The following is a 23760-nucleotide window of genomic DNA, read 5'->3' as shown; positions in this document are numbered from 1 at the left end:
TGAGCGGGGAAGGCGTCATGCATGACGGCGCACCGCTGACGGACACGGCCCTGAACCCCGTGAACGCACCGGATGCCGCAGCCGCGGAACAGGCCGAGGCTCCACAGCCCGCCGCCCCGCGCCCGCCCCTGCGCGTGGTGTTCATGGGCACGCCGGGCTTCGCCGCCGTGACCCTGCGCCACCTGCTGGAATGGGACGGCTGCGAGGTGGTGGCCGCGTACACCCAGCCGGACCGCCCCTGCGGGCGCGGCCAGCAGTGCCGCCCGCCGGAGGTGAAGCTGCTGGCGCTGGAACACGGCGTGCCGGTGTATCAACCCCTGAATTTCAAGACCGACGAAGCCGTTGCGGAATTGCGGTCGCTACGGCCCGACGTGCTGGTGGTGGCCGCCTACGGGCTGATATTGCCGCAGTCGGTGCTGGACATTCCCCGCCTTGGCCCCGTCAACGTGCACGCCTCGCTGCTGCCGCGCCTGCGCGGCGCCGCGCCCATCCAGCGGGCCATCATGGCCGGGGACGCCGTGACCGGGGTGACCATCATGCGCATGGAGGCCAGCCTGGACACCGGCCCCATGTTGCTGCAGAAGGCCATGGGCATCGGCATCGACGACACCGCCGGTGACCTGCACGACCAGTTGGCCGAGCTTGGCGGCAGGCTGCTGACCGTGGCCCTGTCCAAGCTGGCCGACGGCACCGCCGTGGCCATTGCGCAGGACCACGAGCGGGCCACCTACGCGGCCAAGCTGACCAAGGCCGATGGGCTCATCGACTGGAACCGCCCGGCCGCACAGGTGCACGCGCACATTCGCGGGGTGACCCCGTGGCCCGGCGCGTACTGCACCATCCGGCGAGAAGGCCAGAAGGATCTGCGCGTCTCCCTCGGTCCCGGCCGCATCGGCCCGGCGCTGTCCGGTGACGGGGCCGCCCCGGATTGCGTGGACCACGCGGCCGCAGCGCCCGGCACCCCCGGCGTCCCCGGCACCCCCGGTACCATAGTCGGGCTGGTGGACGAACAACTGGCCATCGCCTGCGTCGACCGGCTGTACCTGGTGGACTCCATCCGCCCGGCGGACCGCAAGCCCATGGACGCCCGCGCCTTTCTGTGCGGGTACCTGAACGCCTGCGAATGCGACGGCGGCCTGGCCGTGTGCGGGTAGCACGGGCTGGAGGCAGACCGGACCACAGGCCATTTGATCGGCTCGGCTACTCACACCTTCTCCAACCCTTTCCGCCATTCCGCAAGCACCGAGCCCATGTCCATGCCCATCCGCAAGAATCCGGATTCCCTCCCGCGAGAGGACTACCACGGCGCCCGCAAGCGGCTGTTCATCGGGCTCGTCAGCCTGACCTCCGCCGCCCTGTGCCTGGTGCTGCTGGTGGGGTGGGTCATCCCGTACATCGGGCTGGGCAACATCCATCCTTTGGTGCCGGACGTCACCGGCGCGCTGCTGGTGGCGTGCATCGCGCTCATCGTGTGGGCCACCCTGGGCCTCGTGCTGCACATCTACACCGGGCGGCCGTGGTTCGGCTCGCAGCGGGTGCGCGGCGTGGCGGTGAAGCTGTTCCTGCCGCTCATGGAACTGCTGGGGCGGCTGTTCGGCATCTCGCGCGAAGAGGTGCGCCACTCGTTCATCAAGGTCAACAACGAGTTGGTGCGCGGCGAAACGGGCGGCTTCGCCCCGTCCGACGTGCTGATCCTGCTGCCGCACTGCCTGCAATCCAGCCGTTGCGCGGTGCGCCTGACCTATGGCGTGGACCACTGCAAGCGCTGCGGGCAGTGCCCCATCGAACGGCTGCTGGCCCTGCGCGACCGCTACGGCGTGAAGCTGGCCATCGCCACGGGCGGCACCATCGCCCGGCGCATCGTGGTCAAGGAGCGGCCCCGGCTGATCATCGCCGTGGCCTGCGAGCGCGACCTTGCCAGCGGCATCCAGGACACCCACCCCATTCCGGTGTACGGCGTGCTCAACGAGCGGCCCAACGGCCCCTGCCTGGACACCCTGGTCAGCCTGACCAACGTGGAAAAGGCCCTGCGGCACTTCCTGAACGTGCTGCCGCCCGAGATGCCCCCTGATATGCCCCCTGATATGTCGGACGGGCCCGCCGCTACGCCCGGTGCGCTGGCGGGGGCGGTCTTCGGGCCGCATGACGGCAAGGATGCCGATGCAGCGGCCTCCCATCCCGCCGCATCGCCCGCCACCCCTTCGGAACCGCAATGAGCGCCCGCCGCCCCGGTCAGCCCGGTCAGCCCGCCCGGCCCGCCCGAAAGGACGCCCACCTGCCCCCCGCTCGCGCGGCCGCCCTTGCCGCATTGGACAAGGTGCTGCGCAAGGGGCAGGAGGTGCAGGCCGCCCTGGACGGAGTGCTTGCGGATGCCGCCGGTCCTGCGGATGCGCGCACCCCCGCGACAAAGAGCGGTGCAGCTTCATCCGCAAGCGCCGCTCGCGCTCCAAAGCGCCCCCCCGCTGCGCCTAGTGGCACCGCATTGCGGCATGGCCGAATTTCGCGCCAGGACGCCGCCCTGGCCACGGAACTCGTCTACGGGTACCTGCGGACGGAAATCCGCATTTCGTGGCTCCTGCGGCGCTTCCTGAAGGCACCGGAAAAGCTCCCGCCGGAAGCGTTGCTGACCCTTGGCGTGGCCGCGCACGAAATCCTGCATCTGGACCGCATCCCCGACTACGCGGCGGTGGACTGGGCCGTCACCCACATCCGCCTGCGCTTCGGTCCCGGCCTCGGCAAGCTGGCCAACGCCGTGCTGCGCAACGTGGCCCGGTCGGGCGGCGACGCCCGCAACGCGGACCTGTACCGCGCCGACCTGCCGGACCAACGCGATTTCCTCGGGGTGTTCCATGCCGCGCCGCGCTGGCTGGTGGACCTGTGGTGCGATGCGTACGGCATGGACCGCGCCGCCGCCCTGTTGGCCGCCAGCGCGCAGGCTCCGGCCCCGGCGGTGCGCGTCAACGCCGCGCGGCCGGAGTGGGAGGCGTTGCGCGACCGGTTGGTTGCGGAGCATGGCGGCGCGCGCTGCGGCCATGCGGGAGTCGTCTTTCCCGCAGGCGGCTTTCCGGCCGAAGTGGCCGCGCTGGAACGCGAGGGCTTGCTGTCGCGCCAGGGCGCGGCATCGCAGACGGTGCTGGACGCGTTGCGCCCGGACACCTGGAAAGGCCCGGTGTGGGACGCCTGCTGCGGGCGGGGCGGCAAGGCGCTGGCCCTGCTGGAACGCGGGGTGGACGTGCGCCTGTGCAGCGACCCCAATGCGGCCCGCCTGCGCGGGCTGCGCGCGGATGCGGCGCGGCTGGGGCTGGCGCTCCCCGCCCTGGTGCGCGCCTCGGCCACGCAGCCGCCCTGCGCGACGGGCACGACCGGCACGACGGGCACGACGGGCACGACGGGTGCGACTGACATACTGGGCACGTCGGGCGCGTTCCGCACCATCCTCATCGATGCGCCTTGCTCCGGCCTGGGCACCCTGTCGCGGCGGCCGGACATCAAGCTGCGCCGCACCCCGGCCGATCTCGACACGCTGGCGGCGTTGCAGGCGCGCATTCTCGACGCCGCCGTGGCCATGCTGCCACTCGGCGGGCGCATCGCCTACATCACCTGCACCCTGAACCCTGCGGAGAACGAGGCGCAGATCGACCGGCTGCTGGCTGCGACCGACCCCACCTCCGTGTCCCTCCCGGCCGGGAGTGCCAGGGCCGCCGGAGCCGCCCGGATCACCGTGGAGGCGCAGCACGTCACCCCGGTCGATTCCCCGTCCCGTGAATTCTTTTTCGGCGTGTTGCTGCGTAAGACCTGATGCACGTTTCCACCGCGCGCACATGACAAAGGGCCGACCGGCAAGCCGGACGGCCCTTTTGCTGCGTCTCTGTCGCCAGCGCCACGGACGCGCGCCATGCGGCGCGCCCCGCCGCCGCTAGCCTTCTCCGCCGTTTTCCCCTCGGCCCGCCACACGCATGCGCTCGACCATGCTCTGGTAATACGCCTCGTATTCCTCGAAATTCAGCGGCCGGTTCCGACTGGCGCCCACCTTGCGCAACAGCAGGTTCAGCTTCTGCATCTGGCGGTACTTCTCGCGCTCGTCCGCGCAGTTTTCCAGCAGGTCCATCACCGTCTGGATCTCGCGGGCCGTGTCCAGTTGCGGCGGCAGGTACCCCGCGTTGCGCAGCACCTTATAGGCCATGCGCAGGTCTTCGGGCACCATGGAGTCGTCGTCCAGTTCCAGCGGGCGGCCTGCACCCGGCAAGTTGTCGAACGCGCCCTCTTCCTGCGCTTCGGCGATGCGCCGCTCGGCAATGAGCGTTATGGCGTCCATGGGACCTCCCGCAAGAGGACAAGTCGTATTACGTTTCGGCCAGCGTTTACACTTCGTGTTTCACGTGAAATCGCATTCCGTCCCTGAAAACGATCAGGGCTCCCGTGCGAGAGCCCTGGTCAACGCGCAGAAAAACCGGTCAGGCCCAGCGGTCCACGTGCGGCACCGGCAGGGTGGCTATGGCCTCGCGCAGTTCGTCAGGCAGTACGGATGCCGCCCCCACCTGCCCCACCACGATGCCCGCCGCGTAGTTGGCCAGCACGCAGCTTTCCAGCAAGTTCACCCCGGCCGCCAGGGCCAGGGCCACAGTGGCGATGACCGTATCCCCGGCGCCGGTCACGTCGAACACGCTGCGCGCCGTGGTGGGGATGTGCCAGACCTTGTCAGCCGCTTCGAACAGGGCCATGCCCTTGGGGCCAAGGGTGGTCAGCAGGTGCTGGCAGTGCAGTTTTTCGAAGATGGCTCGCCCCGCCGCCAGGATTTCCTCGCGGGTGTTGGTGGGCAGGTGCGCCCCTTCGCTGGTTTCCTTGGCGTTGGGGGTGGGCATGAACACGTTGCGGTACAGGTGGAAGTTGGGCGTCTTTGGGTCCACCAGCACTGCCGGGCGCGTGCCGCGCCGTTGCCACAGCGCTTCCAGCCCGTCCATGAACTCGCCGGTCACCACGCCCTTGCCGTAGTCGGACACGATGACCACGTCGCAATCCGCGCTGGCCGCGTCCACCAGCCGCAACAGGGCGGCAAGATACTCGCCGCCGACGGGGCTGGTCTCCTCGCGGTCGATGCGCAGCATCTGCTGCTGCCGGGCGATGACGCGGGTCTTCAGGGTGGTGGGACGGCCGGGAATTTCCACGAAGTCGGCGGCCACCCCCTCCTCTTCCAGCACGCGGCGCAGCAGCGCGGAGCGCGGGCCGTTGCCGCACACGCTGACCAGGCGCGGCACGCCGCCCAGGGTGCGGATGTTCTTGGCCACGTTGCCCGCGCCGCCCACCAAGTGGCGGTCCTCGGTCACGCAGATGACGGGCACGGGCGCTTCGGGCGAAATGCGCTGGGCGTCACCCACCAGATATTCGTCGATCATCACGTCGCCCACCACGCACACGCGGGCTCCCGCCAGGCGGTTCACCTGCATGCCCAGTGCGACGCCATCGATGCTGTAGCTGACCATCAAACCTTCCTGCGATTCGTACTACTATTTGTTAGGGGCTGTTTCTAACTTAGGATTTTCGTTCGTTGGCAAGGAAAACGAGCCTGCCATGAGGGAGTATGCCTCAGCCGTCAGGCGAGCTTGCGAGCCTTACGGATGAGGACCGCAGCGCGCTCTTCTCGTATTCGACCGATATGGCAGGCGAAGTTTGACGATGCCAGCGGGCGAAAAGACAAGTTAGAGGCAGCCCCTAGCGCGACTGAATGCCAAGCCGCGACAGCAACTGCGCCAGCTGTTCGGCCGACTCGAAATTCAGGGTGATCTTGCCCTTTTCCTCCGTGCCGCTCACGGACACGCGCAGGCTCAACGCCTCGTGCAGGCGGCCCTGCAAGGAACGCATGGACGGCGCCACACGGTGCGGCGGCCGGGCGGGACGCGCCTCCTCGCGCTTGGGGGGGGCGGCCAAAGGCTCCGGCAGGGCGCCACGGTCGCGCCAGTGGGCGGCGGCGGCTTCCGCCTCGCGCACCGAAAGCCTGTCCGACAGGATGCGCCGACGCAGGGTGTCCTGCGGCTCCGGGTCGGTGACGGTCAGCAGGGCCCGGGCATGCCCGGCGGAAAGCCGCGCCTCGCGCAGGTCTTCGCGGGCGGCCTCGGGCAGGTGCAGCAGGCGCAGGGTGTTGGCCACGGCCGGGCGGCTCTTGCCCAGCTTCTGGGCCAGGTCTTCCTGGCTCAGGCCGAACTGCTCGCGCAGTTCCTGCATGGCGAGGGCCTCTTCCATGGGGTTCAGGTCTTCGCGTTGCAGGTTTTCGATGAGCGCGACGGCCAGCGTTTCCTGGTCGGTAAGTTCGCGGATGAGCACGGGCACTTCGCACAGCCCGGCCATCTGGCTGGCGCGCCAGCGGCGCTCGCCCGCAACGATTTCATAGGCCTGGCGGGCCTCGTCCCCCTGTCCGTCCGTGCCCGGAATGGGGCGCACCAGCAGGGGCTGCAACACGCCCTGGCTGCGGATGGAGGCGGCAAGTTCCTCCAGCGCCGCTTCGGTGAACATCTTGCGGGGCTGGTTGGGATTGGGGCGCAGCGCGCGCAGGGGCAGCGTGCGGATGTCCGAGGGCTTGGGCTGTTCCTGATAGCCCTTGAACAGGGCGTCGAGTCCCCTGCCTAATCCGCGCGAAGGTCCTGCCATCGTGTTCTCCTTGACTTTGGGCCGCGTAGACCTGAATCTTTACCTAAATCTGTGGACTGACGAACAAACACCCTCATGGAGTGCCAACCGGATGAACGAACGCGAAGCGCACGTGGTGCACCTGCACGACCGCCACGGACAGCTCTACGGCGTGCTGCTGAGCCCGCAGGTGTGGGCCGCCGTGCAGCACAAGGTGGCGCCGCTGCTGGAACAGGCCCTGGAAAAAATGTACCCCACTGCCCGGCCGGAGCCCATGGACGACTGGCAGATGTTCAAGGACTACTGGGATTTCAAGTACCCCTTCTGCGCCGACGTGCACTGCGACTGCTGCGGTGCCGCCACCGACGACTGGGAGCACGATCCCTTTCACCCCTTTCTGCTGCGCAATGCCACCCTCAGCGGGATGCTGGTCTTCGACTGCGTGAAGTGTGGCGCCTCGGTGCGCAAGAAACACTTCAAGGACCACATCTGCTTCGAATTCACGCCCGCCAGCCCCAAATGAACACGGTTCGCCGCGCACCAGCGCGGCGAACCGCCTTCCGAATCTATCCGCCCTGCCCTTCGCGCCGCTGCGGCCTGCGCAGCACCACTTCCTTGGCCAGCGCCAGGTACGATTCCGCACCCTTGGACTTGATGTCGTAGTGGATGATGGACTTGCCGTGGCTTGGCGCCTCGGACAGACGCACGTTGCGCGGAATCACCGTTTCGAACAGGTGGTCGGGGAAGCACTTGCGCACCTCGTTCTTCACCTGCCGCGACAGCTTGTTGCGCACGTCGTACATGGTCAGCACCACCCCCAGCAACGCCAGGCCGGGGTTCAGGCGCTTCTTCACCTGCTCGAAGGTTTGCAGCAGCTTCACGATGCCTTCCAGCGCAAAGAACTCGCACTGAAGGGGGATGAGCAGCTCGCGCGCGGCGCACAGGGCGTTGAGGGTGATCAGCCCCAGCGACGGCGGGCAGTCCAGGATGATGTAGTCGAACCTGGCGTCCAGCGGCTTCAGGAGGTCGGCCAGAAAGTATTCCCGGGCCATCTTGTCCACCAGTTCCAGTTCCAGGGCCACCAGGTCGGTGGTGGACGGCAGGATGGACAGGTACGGCGTCTGGGTGGGGTAGATGGCCTCCACCACCTCTTCGGGCTGGAAGAACACCGAATAAAGGTTGTGGCGCACTTCCTCCTGGTCGATGCCGAGCCCGCTGGTGGAGTTGGCCTGCGGGTCGCAGTCGACCAGCAGGACCTTTTTTTCCATGATGGCGAGGGATGCGGCGAGGTTGAGCGAAGAGGTGGTCTTGCCCACGCCGCCCTTCTGGTTGGCGACTGCGATGATTCGTGCCACGGCTGCCTATCCTGTTGGGGTAAGAGGCAAAATTCATGTTTCACATGAAACGTGTGCGCGCCGGAGGGGAGAAAACGGCGGCAAGAAGGTCCGCCGGGCTCGCCAAGCACAGGGCTATAGCTATGTGAGGCACGACACCCTGTCAACACGCAAAACATTGATGCGCTGATTGAACAACGTGTCCGCACGGCGGCAAAAAAACAGCCATGTTGTGGAATTACACCGTGATGAAAGCATGCGTGAAGCACGGCCGCCCATATCCTGAGCGCGCGGGTTTCCGGCGGCAATGAAAGACGACGCAAACCAGGCCCGCAGGGCGCACGATCCGGCGAGCCGCCGGATGACAAGGGGCAAGAACCGGACGCCGCCCCCCCCCCCCGGCCTGCCACGAATCAAGCCCCTGCCCGGAGCGGGCGGACCAGATGCGGAAAGGACGGCATTGCGGAAGGAATGCCGCCGCGGCCATCAACCAGAAGCAACCCGCTTCCATTTCAACCAGATATGACGTTTCACATGAAACAACGGGTGCTCTCCTTGCGGAAAGCGCCCGTTGATCATTCATGGCAATGCGGCCTGAGGAAAGGAAAAACCCGGCCAGCCTGCCCATTCTGGCCGATGCGGGGCGGGGCCTGCGGCCAGCGTCGGCTACATCTTGTAGTAGTCGCGGAACCAGCGCACGAATTCGCTGATGCCCTGTTCCAGGGGCGTGTGCGGCTTGAACCCGGTGTCGCGGATCAGGTCGTCCACGTCGGCGTAGGTGGCCTCCACGTCGCCGGGCTGCATGGGCATCAGGTTGCGCACCGCCTTGCGGCCAAGGGTGTCTTCCAGAATTTCGATGAACCGGCCAAGCTCCACGGCATTGTTGTTGCCGATGTTATAGATGCGATAAGGGGCCGGGCTGGTGGACGGGTCCGGCGCGTCGCCCCGCCACTCCGGATTGGGCTGCGGGGTGCGTTCGGTGACGCGCACCACCCCTTCCACGATGTCGTCGATGTAGGTGAAGTCACGCCGCATGCGCCCTTCGTTGAACACGTTGATGGGCCGGCCTTCCAGAATGGCCTTGGTAAACAGGTACAGGGCCATGTCCGGCCTGCCCCACGGCCCGTACACGGTGAAGAAGCGCAGGCCCGTGGTGGGCAGCCGGTACAGATGGCTGTAGGTGTGGGCCATCAGTTCGTTGGCCTTCTTGGATGCGGCGTACAGGCTGATGGGATGGTCCACGTTGTGGTGCACGCTGAACGGCATGGCCGTGTTCAGCCCGTAGACGGAACTGGACGAGGCATAGACCAGGTGCTGCACCCCGTTGTGGCGGCAGCCTTCCAGAATGTTGCCGAAGCCCACCAGGTTGGACTGCACGTACGAGCGGGGATTCTTGAGCGAATAGCGCACCCCGGCCTGGGCGGCCAGGTTGACCACGTGGGTGAACTTCTGTTCGGCGAACAGCGCGTCCATTGCCGCGTCATCGGCCATGTCCAGATGGGCGAAGGCGAAGCCGGGGTACGGTTCCAGCTGTTTCAGGCGGTCCTTCTTCAGTTGCACGTCGTAGTAGTCGTTCAGGCAGTCCAGGCCCACGACGGTGTGCCCGGCCTCCAGAAAGCGGCGCGAAAGGTGGTAGCCGATGAACCCGGCCGCGCCGGTGACGAGAATATGCATGATGACGTCCTGTGGTGGCTGTTGCTTGCAAAGGCACGCGCGATGCGGTGCCCAAATACGGGGTGGCGGGGCTGCAACCGCAAGGTCTCCGGCGGCATGACGTGGGGACAGTAGCGGAAGACGGTCGCAAGGGAAAGTCGCGGCTGGCCCGGCGCCAACGCAGGGCAAGGATCCCGACGTGACGGAAACGCGCGGCCGGGCCGAACCCCGTTGCCGCGCCAGGCCGGGCAACGATCACCCAGTGCGCGGGAGCCCCGGCGCACGCGCGCATCGGGAACGGATGCGCGGTCGCGTAGCTCGCGACATCCGGCGTCCGGCACCTGCCGAGCCCTGCCCTACCCCCTACCCCTTGCCCGACTCCTTGGGCAGCAAGCCGCGCAACAGGTCCAGCGGAATGGGCAGCACCGTGGACGAGCTTTCCGCCGCCATCTCGCGGATGGTCTGGAGGTAGCGCAGTTGCAGCGCCTCCGGGTGCTCCGCGATGATGGCCGCGGCCTGGGCCAGCTTGTCCGCCGCCTGGAATTCGCCTTCCGCGCTGATGACCTTGGCCCGGCGCTCGCGTTCCGCCTCGGCCTGCTTGGCCATGGCGCGCTGCATTTCCTGCGGCAGGTCGATGTGCTTCAGCTCCACCGACTGCACGGCAATGCCCCATTCCTCGGTCTGGGTGTCCAGCAGGGCCTTGATGTCCTGGTTGACCTTGTCGCGGTGGGCCAGCAGGTCGTCCAGTTCCACGCCGCCGCACACGCTGCGCAGGGTGGTCTGGGCCAGTTGCGAGGTGGCGTACAGGTAGTCCTCCACCTCGTTGATGGCCTTCACCGGATCCACCACCCGGAAGTAGACCACCGCGTTGACCTGGATGGACACGTTGTCGCGGGTGATGACGTCCTGGTTGGGCACGTCCATGGTCAGCACGCGCATGCCCACCCGGACCATGCGGTCGATGACCGGGATGACGATGATCAGGCCGGGGCCCTTGGGCCGGATGATGCGGCCCAGGCGAAAGATGACGGCCCGCTCGTACTCGTTGAGCACCTTGAGCGAGGCCACCACCAGCAGGACGCCAAGGGCGGCGACCGGGGCAAAGATGGAGGCGAAGTCGAACATGGGAACCTCCCGCGCGGCCGGGACGGGCTGCATGCGTTGCGGGGCATCCGCGCTGCCGAGCCCGTGGGGGCCATATGCCGGAACCATACCACGGCACGGCCGGAAAGACACGGTGGCGCGCAAAAAAGATGTCGGGGCGAGGGGAAGGAGGCAAGAAGGCGGGAAGGTCCGGGGGACGCCCGACGCAGGGCGGCGGGAGCACCCGCCCCCCGACAACGTGGCGCACACGGCGCGGCGGGAGGCGGCTACAGCGTGGCGGGCTTCAGGGCCGTGCGCAGGTAGGCGATGACCGCTTCCACCGTGGCCGGGGCGGCGATGAGGTTGTCCATGTCGGGCAACACGATGAGCAGCCTGCCCCTCCACGGAATCTGCTGGTACGGACGCGCCCGCAGGTCCGGCGCGAAGGCGCGCAGGGCCTTGGAGCCCATGACCACCACCAGGCGGGGGGCAATGCGCTCCATCCCGGCCAGGAACAGCGCGGGGTCCACAATGGGCTCGGAGGGCTGCCCGGAAGCACCTTCCGCGCCGGAAGCGGGCGCATCGCCGCTGGCATCGGGCATGGACACCGGCCAGAACGCATTGCTGCCCTTGGGCTGCCGCAGCGCGCCCAGGATACGGCGCAGGGTGTCGCGGCGGGCGGCGTCGGCGCAGCCGGAAAGATCCAGCCCCAGCGCCCAGTAGGTCCACAGCACGGGGGCTGGCTGCGGCGTCCTGGAGAACAGGTCGCGCCACTGGCCGGGCCAGCGTTCCGGCGGCAGGGTGCTGGCCGAGGGACCGGACGCAACGGGAAGCGACGTTTCGGCAAGACCTGCTCCGGGTGCGGGCTGCGCGGACCGTTGCGCCCCCGGCAAACCTTGGGGCGGTACCGGGCGGACTTGGCCGCGCCCTGCGAACTGATACTCCGCGCCTGCCAGGCTGCCGCCGGTGGTCTGGTCGAACATGGGGTCGAGCGGAATGTCGTAGGCGTCCGGATCGAAGGAGGGGTCGCCGCCGTTGCCGTCCTGCCCTGCATATCCGCCGGGCTGAGCCGACGTGTCGCCGCACATGCTTGCGGGCGCGTCGCAGGCCGCCGGAAACGCGCCCATGTCCGGCACGTCGGTATCGGGCTGCGCGGCAACCTCTGCACCCGCCGCAGCCGCATCGGCGGAGGGCGCACCCTCCCCTTCGGGCAGCAGCACGTGCAGCAACCCGGCCCCGTGCCACGGGCGCAGGGTTTCCAGCAGACCTAGAGGCGGACGAGCCAATCCACGATCCTCCATGCCACGTCGGGCTTGGGCAGCACCGGCCATTCCTCGGGTTCGCCGCCCCGCGCCAGCACGGTAACCCGGTTGGTGGCCGTGCCGAACCCGGCATCCGCGCCGCCCACCAGGTTGCCCACGATCATGTCCGCGTTCTTGGCGGACAGCTTGCGGGCCATGCTTTGCGCAAGGCCGGACGTCTCGGCGGCAAAGCCCACCACCTTCTGCCCGGCGCGCTTGCGGCCGCCCAGGGTGGCCAGAATGTCCGGGTTGGGAGTGAAGGCCACGCTGAACCCGGCCCGCGCGTCCGCCTTCTTGAATTTTTCCGCGCCCAGCGGCACGGGACTGAAATCGGCCACGGCGGCGGTGAACACCCCCGCGTCCATGGTGTCCCACAGCCCGTCGGCGGCGTCGAACATCTGCCGGGCGCTGGTGACGTCATGCCGGATGACGCCTGCGGGCAGCCACGGCGCGCCGGGGCCGCACACGGCGTGCACATCCGCACCGCGCAGCCACAGGGCCACGGCCACGGCCGCGCCCATGACTCCGCTGGAGGGGTTGGTCCAGTAGCGCACGCCGTCCCATTGTTCACGCGTGGGGCCAAGGGTGACCAGCGCCCGGCGGCCCTGCATGTCCTGCGGGGATGCGGCGCGCAGTCCGTACAGGAAGACCTCGCGCGGGTCGGCCAGCCTGCCCTGCCCTTCCTCCATGCACGCGGTGCGCCCGCAGGCGGGCTCCACCACCACGTGGCCACGGCGGCGCAGGGTTTCCACGTTGTCCCGCGTGGCCGCGTTGGACCACATCTTGGGGTTCATGGCCGGGGCGATGACCAGCGGGCCGGGAAAGGCCAGGGCCTGGGCGGACAGCATGTCGTCGGCCAGGCCGTGGGCCAGCCGGGCCATGGTGGTCGCGCTGGCCGGGGCGATGATGAAGGCGTGCGCGGCCTGGCCGGGCATCAGGTGCCCGAACACGTCGTCGTCAGGTGAAGGGGGGGGCGGGCCACCGTCGCCGCCCGGCTGACCGGCAGGGCCACCCGCGAACATGGTGGTGAACACCGGCGATGCGCCCAGCGCCGCGAAGGTCAGCGGCGCGATGAACCGCCGGGCTGCGTCGGTCAGGGTGACGCCCACGTCCATGCCTGCGTCGCGCCACATGCGCACCAAGTCGGGGGCCTTGTAGGCCGCGATGGAGCCGCAGACCCCGAGGTGGAGCCTGCGGCCGGTGAAGCGGGTGAAGGCGAGATGCGCGTCCATGTTCCCCCTGGGCATGATCCGGGCCGTGGCCGGTACGCCCGCCCGGACGATTACGGCCCGCTACGGCCCATAACGGCAGGCCACGGCGGGCCACTGGACAGCGGCCGCCGGACGGACTACTGCGAAAGCCCCTGTTCCTTGACGCCGCCGGAGCCGGAAGGCGCCGGCGCGTTGGGCGCCACCGAGAAGTTGCCGCTGGGGTACGTGCCTTCCGACGCCGTGCCCGCGCCCGCCGAAACGCCCGCGCCTTCGGGCAGGCGCTGGGCCACCCACACTTCCAGGGTGGAGTAGGCCTGGCCGTCGGTGATGCCGAGAATGGCGTTGCGGTCGCCCTTCTCGAACAGCAGCACGCTGCGCTGGCCACGGAACACCGAGCGCAGCGCCCAGCCCTGGCGGGTCATGTTGTGGATCATGGCGTTGACCAGCGACTGGCGGTCGATGCGCCCCTCGAACACCTGGGTGCCGGTCTTGGACCCGTCGGAGTTCTGCGAGACGGCCGTGTACTTGGTCTGTTCGCTCATGTCGCTGGGGATGGGCACGTCGCGGAACTCGCCGTAGTACACCTCGTTCACGCTGGCGGGCGGGGCGGGCTCGAACGGGTTCGGGATGGACGTGGAGGAGCAGCCCTGCACGGCGAACAGGGTGGCGGACAGGGCGGCGGCTATGACGAGCTTGCGCATGGGATTCTCCTGTGCTGATGGTGCGGACGGGCGCGGCCCGCGGCCCGTGAGGGCCGGGGTTCCGGTACGGCCCGCGCGCGGGCCTTGCGGGGGCGTGCGCCCGCCGCGAAAACTGCGCCGACACTAGCGGATGTCGTGCCGGACTGCAAACGGCACGCGCCACGCGGGGCGTACCCCGCGAGGAATATATGCGTATGGATGACACGATGGGCAACACCGGCCACGACCTGACGCGCGCCGCCACGGAACCCGGAACCGGGACGGACGGCATCCCCGAAGACGACCGGCTGGAATCGTACCGTTTCCACCTGCCGGAAGACCGCATCGCCCAGCACCCCGCGCCGCAGCGGGGCGGTTCGCGCCTGCTGGTGCTGGATCGGCGCACGGGACGCTCGGGGGGGACGGCGCACACGGGCACGTTGACCCACGCCCGCTTCGCGGACCTGTGCGACCACCTGCCGGAAGGCTGCCTGCTGGTGGCCAACAATTCCAAGGTGCTGCCCGCGCGCCTGCTGGGCGTGCGGCCCACCGGCGGCAAGGTGGAATTCCTGCTGCTGACCCCCCTGCCCCTGCTGGAGGAAATGGCCGAGCCCTTCGGCGGGCCCTTCGGCGGGCTCCACGTCGGGCCCCACGTGGGGCCCCACGTCGGGCCCCACGTCGGGGATGACGGCACACGCGACGGCCTGCGCGATGAAGGCGACGGCTGGCGCTCCGTGCCCGCCGAAGGGCTGCTGCGCGCCTCCAAGAAGATCCGCCCCGGCGACGTGATGTCCTTCGGCCCGGACCTGAACGTGGAGGTGACCGAACCCGGCGACTTCGGCCGCAGCGCGGTGCGCCTGCACTGGCGGGGCGGTCTGCGCCGCCTGTTCCTGGAACAGGGACACCTGCCCCTGCCGCCGTACATCCGGCGCGAAGGCGGAGCAAACATGCAGGACGCGCCGGAGGACCGCGAGCGCTACCAGACCGTGTACGCCGACGACAGCCGCCTCGGCTCGGTGGCCGCGCCCACGGCCGGGCTGCACTTCACCGACGACCTGCGCGCCCGCCTGGCCGCCACGGACCGCCAATGGGCAGAGGTCACCCTGTACGTGGGCTACGGCACCTTCAGTCCGGTGCGCTGCGCTGACATCCGCCACCACGCCATGCACCGCGAGTACATCGAGGTGGGCGAGGCCACCGCCGCCGCCATCCGCGCGGCCAAGGCGGAAGGCAGGCCGGTGGTCACCGTGGGCACCACCTCCACCCGCACCCTGGAAGGCACGGTGCGCGCCTGCGGCGAGGTGCGCGCCTTCACCGGGTGGACGGACATCTTCATCAGGCCCGGCTACCGGTTCACGGTGGCGGACCACATCATCACCAATTTCCACCTGCCGGAATCCTCGCTGCTGATGCTGGTTTCCGCCTTTGCCGGGCGCAGGCGGGTGCTGGCCGCCTATGAAGAGGCGGTGGCGCGCGGGTACCGGTTCTTCTCGTACGGCGACGCCATGCTGCTGTTGTGACGGTCGGTTGCGGGCGCGCCCTCCCCGGAGAAGGGGTGGGGCATGCCCGCCCGCCGGGCGCCGCGCCATGCTTTGAAAAGCTGCGGAACTTGTCCTATAGGTAGAAGCCGCCGCGCGGCATGCGGGTCCTGCTGCGGCGGGCACCCGGTTGCCGCCGGGCGCGCATTTCATCCACCAGCCTTTCGAACCTCCATCCCAAAGGACGGTTTCATGTCACGGGTCGTATTCCTGGACGAGCGCTGCAAGGGGTGCCTGTTGTGCACCACGGTGTGCCCAAAGGGCATCATCGCGCAGTCCTCGCGCTTCAACAGGCAGGGCTACAAGGTCGCCGAGGTTCCGGCGGACGCCATGAAGGACTGTACGGGCTGCGCCTCGTGCGCGCTGATCTGCCCGGACGTCGCCATCCGCGTCATCAAGTCGCGCAAGGCCAAAAAGGCCGGGAAGGAGTAGCCCCATGCCGCACAACACACCCGACACGGGCGCGCCGGAACGCATCTTCATCAAGGGCAACGAGGCCATAGCGCACGGCGCGCTGGCCGCGGGCTGCCGCTGCTACTTCGGCTACCCCATCACCCCCCAGAACGACATTCCGGAAATGATGTCCTTCGCCCTGCCCGAGGCGGGCGGCGAATTCGTGCAGGCGGAGAGCGAGGTGGCCTCGGCCAACATGCTGCTGGGCGCGGCCGCCGCGGGCATCCGCGCGCTGACCTCGTCGTCCAGCCCCGGCATCTCGCTGATGCAGGAGGCCATCTCGTACATGGCGGGCAGCGAACTGCCCGGCGTCATCGTGAACATGAACCGGGGCGGGCCGGGCCTCGGCGACATCGGCCCCTCGCAGGGCGACTACTTCCAGTCGGTGAAGGGCGGCGGCCACGGCGACTACAAGCTGCTGGTGCTGGCCCCGGCCACCTGCCAGGAATGCTACGACATGATGGTGGAAGCCTTCGACCTGGCCTTCAGGTACCGCAACCCGGTCATGGTGCTGGGCGACGCCATCGTGGGCCAGATGAAGGAACCGGTCACCCCGTGGAAGCCCGCCGCCGTTGAAGCTGCCGAAGCCTCCGATTGGCGGCTGGAAGGGGCCAGGGGGCGCGGTCCGCGCCTGCTGAAGTCGCTGTTCCTCGAGGACGGCGCGCTGGCGGGCCAGAACCGGCACCTCCAGGCCAAGTACGCCTCCATGCAGGCCGAGGCCAGGGCGGAATGCTTCCTGACAGACGACGCCGAACTCGTGGTGGTGGCCTACGGCTCCATCGGGCGCATCGCCAAATCCGCCATCCGCAAGCTGCGCGCCCAGGGCCACAAGGTGGGCCTGGTGCGGCCGCAGACCCTGTTCCCCTTCCCCGGCCCGCTGCTGCGCGGCCTGGCGGAGCAGGGAAAGCGCTTCCTGACCATCGAGCACAACTGCGGCCAGATGGTGGAGGACGTGCGGCTTTCCATTCGCGGCATCGTGGATTCGGCCTTCTACGGGCACATGCCGGGCGAGATGCCCGGCTCGGACGATTTCCTCGCGCCCATTCTGGACGCCATGGGGGGCAAGTGATGCAGGCTGACGAAAGACTGGCGCTCGCCGACGACGAGCAGATGGCCTTCGAGGTTCCCGGCGTGCTGGCGGACCGCGCCACCCACTACTGCCCCGGCTGCCACCACGGCATCGCCCACCGCCTGGTGGCCGAAGTGCTGGAGGAAATGGGCGTGGTGGACGACACCATCTGCGTGGCCTCCATCGGCTGCTCGGTGTTCATCTACAACTACCTAGCCGTGGACTCGGTGGAGGCCCCGCACGGGCGCGCCCCGGCCGTGGCCACCGGCGTCAAGCGCGCCCGCATGGACAAGATCGTGTTCACCTACCAGGGCGACGGCGACCTTGCCTCCATCGGCCTCGCGGAAGTGATGCACGCCGCCAACCGGGGCGAGCGCATCACCATCGTGTTCGTGAACAACACGGTGTACGGCATGACCGGCGGCCAGATGGCCCCCACCACCCTCATCGGCCAGAAGACCACCACCTGTCCCGGCGGCCGCTGCCGCGACCGCGAGGGCATGCCCATCCGCATGGCCGAGATCATCGCCGGCCTCGGCGGGGTGGCCTATTCCGCCCGCGCCTCGCTGGACAGCGTCAAGAACATCCGCGCCGCCAGGAAGGCCGTGCGCAAGGCCTTCGACGTGCAGCAGCAGGGGCTGGGCTTCGGCTTCGTGGAACTGCTGTCCGGCTGCCCCACCAACTGGCGCATGGACGCGGTGAAGGCCAATACCCGCATCCGCGAGGAGATGATCCCCTACTTTCCGCTGGGGGTGTACAAGGACGTGACCGAAGGCGAGGGGGTGTGCTGATGGCGCTCTACCAGGACGTGATCATGGCCGGGTTCGGCGGCCAGGGCGTGATGCTCATCGGCAACCTGCTGGCCTACGCGGGCATGAACGCGGGGCTCAACGTGACGTACATTCCGGTGTACGGGCCGGAAATGCGCGGCGGCACCGCCAACTGCACGGTGGTGGTCTCCGACGAGGACATCGGCTCGCCCATCATCCAGCGGCCCAGGAGCCTCATCGTCATGAACCAGCCCTCGCTGGACAAGTTCCAGCCCCGGCTGGAGGACGGCGGGGTGCAGGTGCTGAACTCCTCGCTGGTGGACGTGAAGCAGGCCGAGGCGCGCGTGCGCACCCTGGCCGTGCCCGCCAACGAAATCGCGGACACGCTGGGCAACACCAAGATGGCCAACATGGTGGCCCTGGGCGCCTACGTGCGGGCCACCGGCGTGGTGGACCTGGACATCGTGAAGAAGAGCCTGACCAGCGTCATTTCCGCCCACTACAGCCATCTGATTCCCAAAAACGCGGATGCGTTGCAGGCGGGGTACGACCACGCGGGGTAACCTGCCGGAACGGCGGGAGAACACCTGCCGGTAGCGGCAAACCGCATCGCGCTGCCCCGCCCCGCCCGCAACCGGAGCGCAACGGCAACGCGGAGCGTGAACCACGCCGTTCCCCCTGTCCCGCAAGGGCTACGGGGAACATGACGGAAACATCGGCCGCCCGCCGCGAACCTTCGCGGCGGGCGGTTTCGTTCCGTGCGCCAGCACCCCGCATATAGCCAACCATGACGGGGCGATGCGGAAGGAACATTCCGGACGTCTCCCCGTCCCGGTCTGGACGCGGCCCGCGCCGATGCCTACCTGTACGGGTGAAGGCGCGGCACGGGGCCGCGCGGATGCCGGACATTCCGGCCCGTTGACACAACCCCAGCCACGGGAGTGCAGACCATGCCCAACACCAGGGAAGAGTACATCCGCACCCTTCGCGACAAGCTCGAATTGTGGAAGGTCCAGCTCGAAAAGCTGGAAGTGCAGGCCGCGCTGGCCAAGGCGGAAGCCCGGGTGGAATACCACGAGCAGATCGCCGACCTGCGCCGCAAGCGCGAAGAGGCCAAGCGCAAGCTGGACGAATTGCAGCATGCGGGCGAGCATGCCTGGAAGGACATGAAGGCTGGCCTGGAACTGGCGTGGGACGCCGTGGAAGCGGCCTTCGCATCGGCACGGTCGCGCTTCAAGTAGCCTTCGGCCAGAGCCGTCGCGGTCGCCCTGCCCGGCATTCGCGACATTCCCGGCCTTCGCGACATTCCTGGCTGGGCGACCCGGACCTTCACCGGCGCGGGGCGGCTTGGCGCACCAACATGCGCCGGCCGCCGCCGCGCCTTGCCACACCTTCGGGAACGTGGCAAGCTGTAGCATCATGACCATGCAATCTCTCTTGTTCCTCCCTTCCGCACCGTGCGCCGTCTCGTGCCGCGAGCGCTTCTGGCGCAGCGCGCTGTAACCGCGCCGCCTCCCGCCGCGTCCGCCCGCCGCCCATCGGGCTGACAGGCGCTTCCTTTCCCGTTTCCGCAGTCCGACATCTCACCACAACGTCAGCGGTCCGTGCTCCTTGCAGGCAGCACCGGCCGCCCGGAGCTTTTTCATGTCCAGCATCATGCCCTGGTTCTTTCTGCTGTGTTCCATCCTGCTGGAAGTTGCGGGCACCGTGATCATGAAGGTGTCCCAGACCGCCTGGCCCGTGTCCGGCATGGCGGCCATGTACCTGCTGCTGGGGCTTTCGTACTGGTTCCTGGCCCGCGCCGTGGTGCGCGTGCCGGTGGGCGTGGCCTACGCCGTGTGGGAAGGGGTGGGGCTTGCGCTGATCTCCCTTGCCGGAGCCCTGGCAGGCGAGCGCATGGACCCCGCGCGGCTGGCCGCGCTGGCGGCCATCCTGGGCGGCATCCTGCTGGTGCATCATGGCACGCATCAGGACACGCATAAGGATACGCGCCACGACGCCCGGCAGCCGGACGGCCAGCCCGCCGCGCATGACGGGAGGGCCGCGTCATGACCATGCCGGAACTGCGCTTCGTGCTGGCCGTGGTGCTGGCCGCCGCGCTGGACGTGGCGGCCAATCTGCTGCTGGCCCGCTCGCACGGGTTCACCCGGCGCGGCCCGGCGCTGGGCGCGCTGGCGCTGGTGGGCCTTGCCTTCACCTGCCTGGCCTACGCCACGCGGGGCATGGACCTGGCCGTGGCCTACGCCATGTGGGGCGGCTTCGGCATCCTGGGCACCTCGCTGGGCGGCTGGGCACTGCTGGGGCAGCGGCTGACGGCCAGCGCGTGGCTGGGCATGCTGCTGCTGGTGGCGGGCATCGCGGCGCTGCACCTGGCATAGCCGCCCGGCGCGCGGGGCAGGCCGCGCACCGGCATGCCCGGCGTACCCCGCCGCTCTTCCGTATGCATTGGACCGCATAGGGTTACAACACTATCTTCGGCAAGACGATATTATCATGTCGCGTACTCACTCTGGATGCTAGCGGCAAGACAACATCTCCTCTTGCCGGAGGCCGCCATGAAACACACGGAACTGACCCTCTGTGAACAGATGCACATCGGCGTGCAGGCCGTGGAGCGCCGGTTGCGCCTGGTGGGCGTGACCAGGGAGGACTGCGCCACCCTGAAGCGCTTCAAGGCCGCCATCACCGCCAACGTCGAAGAACTGCTGGACGAGTTCTACGGCGTGCTGGCCAATGTGGACGAGGTGGCCCGGCTCATCGGCGACAAGGAAGGGCTGATGCGGCTCAAGCGCTCGCTGCGCAACTACGTGCTCACCCTGTTCGAGGGCGAGTACGGGCTCGACTACGTGCAGAGTCGGCTGCGGGTGGGGCTGGTGCACAAGCGCATCGGCGTCACGCCCAAGCTGTTCATGACCGCGGTGCTGCACCTGACCCGGATGCTGCGCCAGCGCATCCGCAGCGAGGTGCCCGGCATGGAGCAGCAGATGGAGGTGATGCACGCCCTGGAAAAGGTGGTCTTCTTCGACCTGGCGCTCATCTTCGACACCTACATCCAGAGCCTGATGGATGAAATCCTGTTCCGCAGCGAGGAGTTGACCACCTACGCCAAGGAACTGGAACAGATGGTGGCCGAGCGCACCCGTGAACTGGAAGACCTGGCCCACCACGACGGGCTCACCGGCATCGCCAACCACCGCCACTTCCACACGGAGTTGCGCCGGGAATTCCTGCGCGCCCAGCGCACGGGGGCGCATTTCACGCTCGCCTACATGGACCTGGACAACTTCAAGCTCGCCAACGACACGTGGGGGCACAAGGTCGGCGACATGCTTCTGGAAACCGTGGCGGAATGCCTGCGGGCAAGCGGCCGCGAGGGCGACGTGATGGCCCGGTGCGGGGGCGACGAATTCTGCGCCATCCTGGTGGGCACCGACATTCATGGCGCGCAACACTGGGCGTGCAGGTTCATCGAGGCGTTCGACGCCAGCGAGGAACGCTACGGCGTGACGTTGAGCATCGGCCTCGCCCAGTTCGAGCCCGCCCTGGACCATGAGCCGGAACACCTGCTGAAGCGGGCGGACGAAGCCATGTACAGGGCCAAGCTGACGGAAGGACACGCCACGGTGGCCGCGGACTGCGGAAACGACGCACAGCAGTGCGAAGGGTTGCCCCCTCCGCGCGGCGCCAAGGGGCGCGGGCTTCGGTCCCCCGCCCCCGCAAAACGGAAATCCGGCGCCCCCGCGGAACAGGCGGGCGCGGCGGGGCATCCCGAACAGTGACCGGGCGCGGCATCGGGGAATTTACGGGAAGGAAACGACGAAGGGGGGGCGGCAACGCCCCCCTGCGCATTGCGGAACGGCGGAATCCGCACGGGGAGCGGTAAGAGCGGCAATAGGCCCTAACAGGCCCTAGCCGTCCACCATCAGGCCATCGCGCATGACCAAAGTGCGGTGGGCGCGGCGGGCATAGTCCGGGTTGTGGGTGACCATCACCGTGGTCAGCCCGTCGCGGCCAAGTTCCGCCAGCAGTTCCATGATGGCCTCGCCGGTGGCGGTGTCCAGGCTGCCGGTGGGCTCGTCCGCGAACAGCACGCGCGCGTCCCGCACCAGGGCGCGGGCAATGGCCACGCGCTGCTGCTCCCCGCCGGAAAGGGCGCCGGGCAGCGAACCCGCCTTGCCGGAAAGCCCCACCCGCTCCAGCACGCGGCGGCCCTTTTCGGCCATGGCGGCGGGCACCGGGGCAAGGCCGTTCATGAACGGCAGCAGCACGTTTTCCAGCGCGGTCAGGTAGGGCATCAGGTGGTGGGCCTGGAAGATCACGGCGAAGTCGCTGTGGCGCAGGCGGTTGCGCCGGGCCTCGGACACGCGGGTGATGTCCTCGCCGTCGAACAGCACCGTGCCCGCGTCGGGCAGGGTCAGCGAGGCCAGCACGTTGAGCAGGGTGGACTTGCCCGAGCCGGAACGGCCCGCCACGGCCACGAATTCGCCGGGGGCCACGCGCAGCGAAACGCCGCGCAGCACGGGCGCGGGCGCGCCGCCGTCGGTGGCCGGGTAGCTCTTGCAAAGGTCGCGCGCCTCGATGATGGCCGGGGCGCTGGCGGTGTGGTCTGTGGTCATGCGGTGCCTTTGGGGGATGCGGGATATGCGCGGGACGGCTACAGCGACACGAGGGCGGCGGCAGGCTCCACGCGCGACGCCTTCCACGCCGGGAAGGCCGCCGCCAGCACGGACACGGCGGCGATGCCGCAGGTGGTCAGGGCCAGCGCGGCGGGGCTGAACGCAGGAACGGCCACGTCGGCCATGTGCAGGAGTTCCAGCACCTTCAGGGCCAGGCCGTGCCCGGCCAGGTGCCCCGTCAGCCCGGCGGCCACGCCCACCAGCAGCGCCTCGGACGCGAACACGGTGAACACCCCGAAGCGCGAAAAACCCACCGAACGCAGGATGCCGATCTCGCGCCGCCGCTCGTTGACGGCGGAGAGCATGGACATGACCACCATGGCGCAGGCCGTGAGCAGGATGACCAGGCTGACCACCAGGGCCAGGTGCTGGGCGAAGTGCACGGAATACATGCGCTGCTCCACCACGTGGCGCAGGGCCTTGATGTCCTGCCCCGGCAGCGCGCCGCGCAGCTGGGCCACGATGTCGTCGATGGGGCAGCCCGCGCACAGGGCCGCCACTTCCATGAAGCTGGCCTTGTCCGGCAGGTTGAACACCCGCTGCACGAAGCCGATGTCCGCCAGCAGCACGTTGTCGTCGTCGCTGCCGGTGGACCCGATGACCCCGGTGACGGTCACCGCGTGGCCGTTGACGTCCACCACGCTGCCGGGCGCAAGGCCCAGCCGCGCCGCCACCGCGTAGCCCGCCAGCGCTCCTTCCGGCGTCTTGGGGGTGGTGCCGTCAATGGCCCAGTAGCCCTTCAGCGAAAGTTCCTCGGGCCAGTCCACGCCCACCACGGCCACCGGCAGCGGGGCCACGGGCGCGGCCGCACCCACGGGCGAGCCGATGCGGGCCATGGTCACCAGCTTGGGGGCCACGGCGGCGATGTTGGCGTTGAATTCGATGGACCGGATACGCCGGACCGTCTCGGCATGAACCAGGTGCCCCTCGTCCAGCAGCAGGTCGCCCAGGGGCAGGCCTCCGTAGCTGACGGTGAGCGTCTCGCGCGCCGGGGAGACCATGATGTTGGCCCCGAAGCTGGTCAGCTTGCGCTCCAGGCTTTCGCCCACCACGGCGGACACCTCGCGCAGGGCCACGATGGAGGCCACCCCCAGGGTGAAGATGCAGAACAGCGAGAGGGTGCGCAGCCACTTCTTGCGGGCGCAGCGCAGCGGAATGGTCAGGATGTTCATGGCGTGCTCGCGGGCGGGGTTGCTCGCTCCTGCATTCGGACTATCCCCAAATGAGGATTTTCGTTCGTTGGCAAGGAAAACGAGTCCCGCCATGAGGAAGTGCCTCAGCCGTTAAGTGAGCGAAGCGAACTTTTACGGATGAGGACCGCAACGCGTACTCATGCCGTATTCGACCGAGTGGCGGGCGAAGTTTGACCTC

Annotated in this window: 24 protein-coding genes; 13 read left to right on the top strand and 11 right to left on the bottom strand. The window is 68.6% G+C overall.

Annotated features, from left to right (window positions below):
- Nucleotides 1-17 precede the first annotated feature (17 nt).
- From fmt to V6B97_RS06240, 3 genes are all read left to right on the top strand, one after another.
- A complete protein-coding gene (gene fmt / locus V6B97_RS06250; RefSeq protein ID WP_333505634.1) occupies nucleotides 18-1154 on the top strand; it encodes a methionyl-tRNA formyltransferase in 1137 nt (378 codons plus the stop codon).
- A gap of 96 nt (nucleotides 1155-1250) precedes the next feature.
- Nucleotides 1251-2216: a DUF116 domain-containing protein gene (locus tag V6B97_RS06245; protein WP_333505633.1), complete on the top strand. Its 966-nt coding sequence runs from the start codon at nucleotides 1251-1253 to the stop codon at nucleotides 2214-2216.
- Nucleotides 2213-3799 (top strand): transcription antitermination factor NusB, encoded by a 1587-nt coding sequence (locus V6B97_RS06240; RefSeq protein ID WP_333505632.1) that lies wholly within the window; start codon nucleotides 2213-2215, stop codon nucleotides 3797-3799. Before V6B97_RS06245 ends, V6B97_RS06240 begins: the two co-directional genes overlap by 4 nt.
- Before the next feature lie 117 nt (nucleotides 3800-3916).
- On the opposite strand, the gene V6B97_RS06235 is transcribed toward V6B97_RS06240, so the two are convergent.
- The 3 genes from V6B97_RS06235 to V6B97_RS06225 all read right to left on the bottom strand — a co-directional run bounded on the left by V6B97_RS06235 (nucleotide 3917) and on the right by V6B97_RS06225 (nucleotide 6642).
- Complete coding sequence (locus V6B97_RS06235) at nucleotides 3917-4315, bottom strand: DnaJ family domain-containing protein (RefSeq protein WP_333505631.1); 399 nt, start codon at nucleotides 4313-4315, stop codon at nucleotides 3917-3919.
- Nucleotides 4316-4454: 139 nt separating this feature from the next.
- Nucleotides 4455-5480, bottom strand: coding sequence for a bifunctional heptose 7-phosphate kinase/heptose 1-phosphate adenyltransferase (locus V6B97_RS06230; protein WP_333505630.1), 1026 nt, complete (start codon nucleotides 5478-5480; stop codon nucleotides 4455-4457).
- 229 nt (nucleotides 5481-5709) lie between these two features.
- Nucleotides 5710-6642 carry a ParB/RepB/Spo0J family partition protein gene (locus V6B97_RS06225; RefSeq protein WP_333505629.1) on the bottom strand — a complete coding sequence of 311 codons (933 nt, stop codon included), beginning with the start codon at nucleotides 6640-6642 and terminating at the stop codon, nucleotides 5710-5712.
- A gap of 91 nt (nucleotides 6643-6733) precedes the next feature.
- On the opposite strand from V6B97_RS06225, the gene V6B97_RS06220 reads away from it, so the two are divergent.
- Nucleotides 6734-7144 carry a hypothetical protein gene (locus V6B97_RS06220; protein WP_333505628.1) on the top strand — a complete coding sequence of 137 codons (411 nt, stop codon included), beginning with the start codon at nucleotides 6734-6736 and terminating at the stop codon, nucleotides 7142-7144.
- Nucleotides 7145-7187: 43 nt separating this feature from the next.
- On the opposite strand, the gene V6B97_RS06215 is transcribed toward V6B97_RS06220, so the two are convergent.
- The 6 genes from V6B97_RS06215 to V6B97_RS06190 all read right to left on the bottom strand — a co-directional run bounded on the left by V6B97_RS06215 (nucleotide 7188) and on the right by V6B97_RS06190 (nucleotide 13904).
- Nucleotides 7188-7976 carry a ParA family protein gene (locus V6B97_RS06215; RefSeq protein ID WP_333505627.1) on the bottom strand — a complete coding sequence of 263 codons (789 nt, stop codon included), beginning with the start codon at nucleotides 7974-7976 and terminating at the stop codon, nucleotides 7188-7190.
- A gap of 645 nt (nucleotides 7977-8621) precedes the next feature.
- Nucleotides 8622-9629 (bottom strand): NAD-dependent epimerase, encoded by a 1008-nt coding sequence (locus V6B97_RS06210; RefSeq protein WP_333505626.1) that lies wholly within the window; start codon nucleotides 9627-9629, stop codon nucleotides 8622-8624.
- A gap of 342 nt (nucleotides 9630-9971) precedes the next feature.
- Entirely contained in the window at nucleotides 9972-10733 is a 762-nt protein-coding gene (locus tag V6B97_RS06205) for a slipin family protein (RefSeq protein WP_333505625.1), read from the bottom strand.
- A 245-nt stretch (nucleotides 10734-10978) separates the two neighbouring features.
- A complete protein-coding gene (locus V6B97_RS06200) occupies nucleotides 10979-11977 on the bottom strand; it encodes a hypothetical protein (RefSeq protein ID WP_333505624.1) in 999 nt (332 codons plus the stop codon).
- Complete coding sequence (gene coaBC / locus V6B97_RS06195; protein ID WP_333505623.1) at nucleotides 11959-13224, bottom strand: bifunctional phosphopantothenoylcysteine decarboxylase/phosphopantothenate--cysteine ligase CoaBC; 1266 nt, start codon at nucleotides 13222-13224, stop codon at nucleotides 11959-11961. The genes V6B97_RS06200 and coaBC overlap by 19 nt, the downstream gene beginning before the upstream one ends.
- 116 nt (nucleotides 13225-13340) lie before the next feature.
- Nucleotides 13341-13904 carry a hypothetical protein gene (locus V6B97_RS06190; protein WP_333505622.1) on the bottom strand — a complete coding sequence of 188 codons (564 nt, stop codon included), beginning with the start codon at nucleotides 13902-13904 and terminating at the stop codon, nucleotides 13341-13343.
- 206 nt (nucleotides 13905-14110) lie between these two features.
- On the opposite strand from V6B97_RS06190, the gene queA reads away from it, so the two are divergent.
- From queA to V6B97_RS06145, 9 genes are all read left to right on the top strand, one after another.
- Nucleotides 14111-15403 (top strand): tRNA preQ1(34) S-adenosylmethionine ribosyltransferase-isomerase QueA, encoded by a 1293-nt coding sequence (gene queA / locus V6B97_RS06185; RefSeq protein WP_442935468.1) that lies wholly within the window; start codon nucleotides 14111-14113, stop codon nucleotides 15401-15403.
- Nucleotides 15404-15613: 210 nt separating this feature from the next.
- Complete coding sequence (locus V6B97_RS06180) at nucleotides 15614-15853, top strand: 4Fe-4S binding protein (protein ID WP_333505620.1); 240 nt, start codon at nucleotides 15614-15616, stop codon at nucleotides 15851-15853.
- Between the two features lie 4 nt (nucleotides 15854-15857).
- Nucleotides 15858-16943 carry a 3-methyl-2-oxobutanoate dehydrogenase subunit VorB gene (locus tag V6B97_RS06175; protein ID WP_333505619.1) on the top strand — a complete coding sequence of 362 codons (1086 nt, stop codon included), beginning with the start codon at nucleotides 15858-15860 and terminating at the stop codon, nucleotides 16941-16943.
- Complete coding sequence (locus tag V6B97_RS06170) at nucleotides 16943-17734, top strand: thiamine pyrophosphate-dependent enzyme (protein ID WP_333505618.1); 792 nt, start codon at nucleotides 16943-16945, stop codon at nucleotides 17732-17734. Before V6B97_RS06175 ends, V6B97_RS06170 begins: the two co-directional genes overlap by 1 nt.
- Nucleotides 17734-18276 (top strand): 2-oxoacid:acceptor oxidoreductase family protein, encoded by a 543-nt coding sequence (locus tag V6B97_RS06165; protein WP_333505617.1) that lies wholly within the window; start codon nucleotides 17734-17736, stop codon nucleotides 18274-18276. The genes V6B97_RS06170 and V6B97_RS06165 overlap by 1 nt, the downstream gene beginning before the upstream one ends.
- A 387-nt stretch (nucleotides 18277-18663) precedes the next feature.
- The gene (locus V6B97_RS06160) at nucleotides 18664-18954 is read left to right on the top strand and encodes a hypothetical protein (protein ID WP_333505616.1); all 291 of its coding nucleotides are present in this window, start codon (nucleotides 18664-18666) and stop codon (nucleotides 18952-18954) included.
- 403 nt (nucleotides 18955-19357) lie between these two features.
- Nucleotides 19358-19765 (top strand): DMT family transporter, encoded by a 408-nt coding sequence (locus V6B97_RS06155; RefSeq protein ID WP_333505615.1) that lies wholly within the window; start codon nucleotides 19358-19360, stop codon nucleotides 19763-19765.
- A complete protein-coding gene (locus V6B97_RS06150; RefSeq protein ID WP_333505614.1) occupies nucleotides 19762-20091 on the top strand; it encodes an SMR family transporter in 330 nt (109 codons plus the stop codon). Before V6B97_RS06155 ends, V6B97_RS06150 begins: the two co-directional genes overlap by 4 nt.
- Nucleotides 20092-20268: 177 nt before the next feature.
- Entirely contained in the window at nucleotides 20269-21492 is a 1224-nt protein-coding gene (locus tag V6B97_RS06145) for a GGDEF domain-containing protein (RefSeq protein ID WP_333505613.1), read from the top strand.
- Between the two features lie 129 nt (nucleotides 21493-21621).
- On the opposite strand, the gene V6B97_RS06140 is transcribed toward V6B97_RS06145, so the two are convergent.
- Nucleotides 21622-22329, bottom strand: coding sequence for an ABC transporter ATP-binding protein (locus V6B97_RS06140; protein WP_333505612.1), 708 nt, complete (start codon nucleotides 22327-22329; stop codon nucleotides 21622-21624).
- A gap of 38 nt (nucleotides 22330-22367) precedes the next feature.
- Complete coding sequence (locus tag V6B97_RS06135; protein WP_333505611.1) at nucleotides 22368-23561, bottom strand: ABC transporter permease; 1194 nt, start codon at nucleotides 23559-23561, stop codon at nucleotides 22368-22370.
- Nucleotides 23562-23760: the final 199 nt, after the last annotated feature.

It is taken from the genome of Nitratidesulfovibrio sp. 1201_IL3209, assembly GCF_036763125.1.
Taxonomy (GTDB): Bacteria; Desulfobacterota; Desulfovibrionia; order Desulfovibrionales; family Desulfovibrionaceae; genus Cupidesulfovibrio.
This window is presented reverse-complemented; position numbering and strand designations above follow the sequence as displayed.

Coding starts and splice junctions, on each gene's coding strand:
- fmt (WP_333505634.1), top strand. CDS start 18: ATGCATGACGGCGCACCGCTGACGGACACGGCCCTGAACCCCGTGAAC.
- V6B97_RS06245 (WP_333505633.1), top strand. CDS start 1,251: ATGTCCATGCCCATCCGCAAGAATCCGGATTCCCTCCCGCGAGAGGAC.
- V6B97_RS06240 (WP_333505632.1), top strand. CDS start 2,213: ATGAGCGCCCGCCGCCCCGGTCAGCCCGGTCAGCCCGCCCGGCCCGCC.
- V6B97_RS06235 (WP_333505631.1), bottom strand. CDS start 4,315: ATGGACGCCATAACGCTCATTGCCGAGCGGCGCATCGCCGAAGCGCAG.
- V6B97_RS06230 (WP_333505630.1), bottom strand. CDS start 5,480: ATGGTCAGCTACAGCATCGATGGCGTCGCACTGGGCATGCAGGTGAAC.
- V6B97_RS06225 (WP_333505629.1), bottom strand. CDS start 6,642: ATGGCAGGACCTTCGCGCGGATTAGGCAGGGGACTCGACGCCCTGTTC.
- V6B97_RS06220 (WP_333505628.1), top strand. CDS start 6,734: ATGAACGAACGCGAAGCGCACGTGGTGCACCTGCACGACCGCCACGGA.
- V6B97_RS06210 (WP_333505626.1), bottom strand. CDS start 9,629: ATGCATATTCTCGTCACCGGCGCGGCCGGGTTCATCGGCTACCACCTT.
- V6B97_RS06205 (WP_333505625.1), bottom strand. CDS start 10,733: ATGTTCGACTTCGCCTCCATCTTTGCCCCGGTCGCCGCCCTTGGCGTC.
- coaBC (WP_333505623.1), bottom strand. CDS start 13,224: ATGGACGCGCATCTCGCCTTCACCCGCTTCACCGGCCGCAGGCTCCAC.
- V6B97_RS06190 (WP_333505622.1), bottom strand. CDS start 13,904: ATGCGCAAGCTCGTCATAGCCGCCGCCCTGTCCGCCACCCTGTTCGCC.
- queA (WP_442935468.1), top strand. CDS start 14,111: ATGGGCAACACCGGCCACGACCTGACGCGCGCCGCCACGGAACCCGGA.
- V6B97_RS06180 (WP_333505620.1), top strand. CDS start 15,614: ATGTCACGGGTCGTATTCCTGGACGAGCGCTGCAAGGGGTGCCTGTTG.
- V6B97_RS06175 (WP_333505619.1), top strand. CDS start 15,858: ATGCCGCACAACACACCCGACACGGGCGCGCCGGAACGCATCTTCATC.
- V6B97_RS06170 (WP_333505618.1), top strand. CDS start 16,943: ATGCAGGCTGACGAAAGACTGGCGCTCGCCGACGACGAGCAGATGGCC.
- V6B97_RS06165 (WP_333505617.1), top strand. CDS start 17,734: ATGGCGCTCTACCAGGACGTGATCATGGCCGGGTTCGGCGGCCAGGGC.
- V6B97_RS06160 (WP_333505616.1), top strand. CDS start 18,664: ATGCCCAACACCAGGGAAGAGTACATCCGCACCCTTCGCGACAAGCTC.
- V6B97_RS06155 (WP_333505615.1), top strand. CDS start 19,358: ATGTCCAGCATCATGCCCTGGTTCTTTCTGCTGTGTTCCATCCTGCTG.
- V6B97_RS06150 (WP_333505614.1), top strand. CDS start 19,762: ATGACCATGCCGGAACTGCGCTTCGTGCTGGCCGTGGTGCTGGCCGCC.
- V6B97_RS06145 (WP_333505613.1), top strand. CDS start 20,269: ATGAAACACACGGAACTGACCCTCTGTGAACAGATGCACATCGGCGTG.
- V6B97_RS06140 (WP_333505612.1), bottom strand. CDS start 22,329: ATGACCACAGACCACACCGCCAGCGCCCCGGCCATCATCGAGGCGCGC.
- V6B97_RS06135 (WP_333505611.1), bottom strand. CDS start 23,561: ATGAACATCCTGACCATTCCGCTGCGCTGCGCCCGCAAGAAGTGGCTG.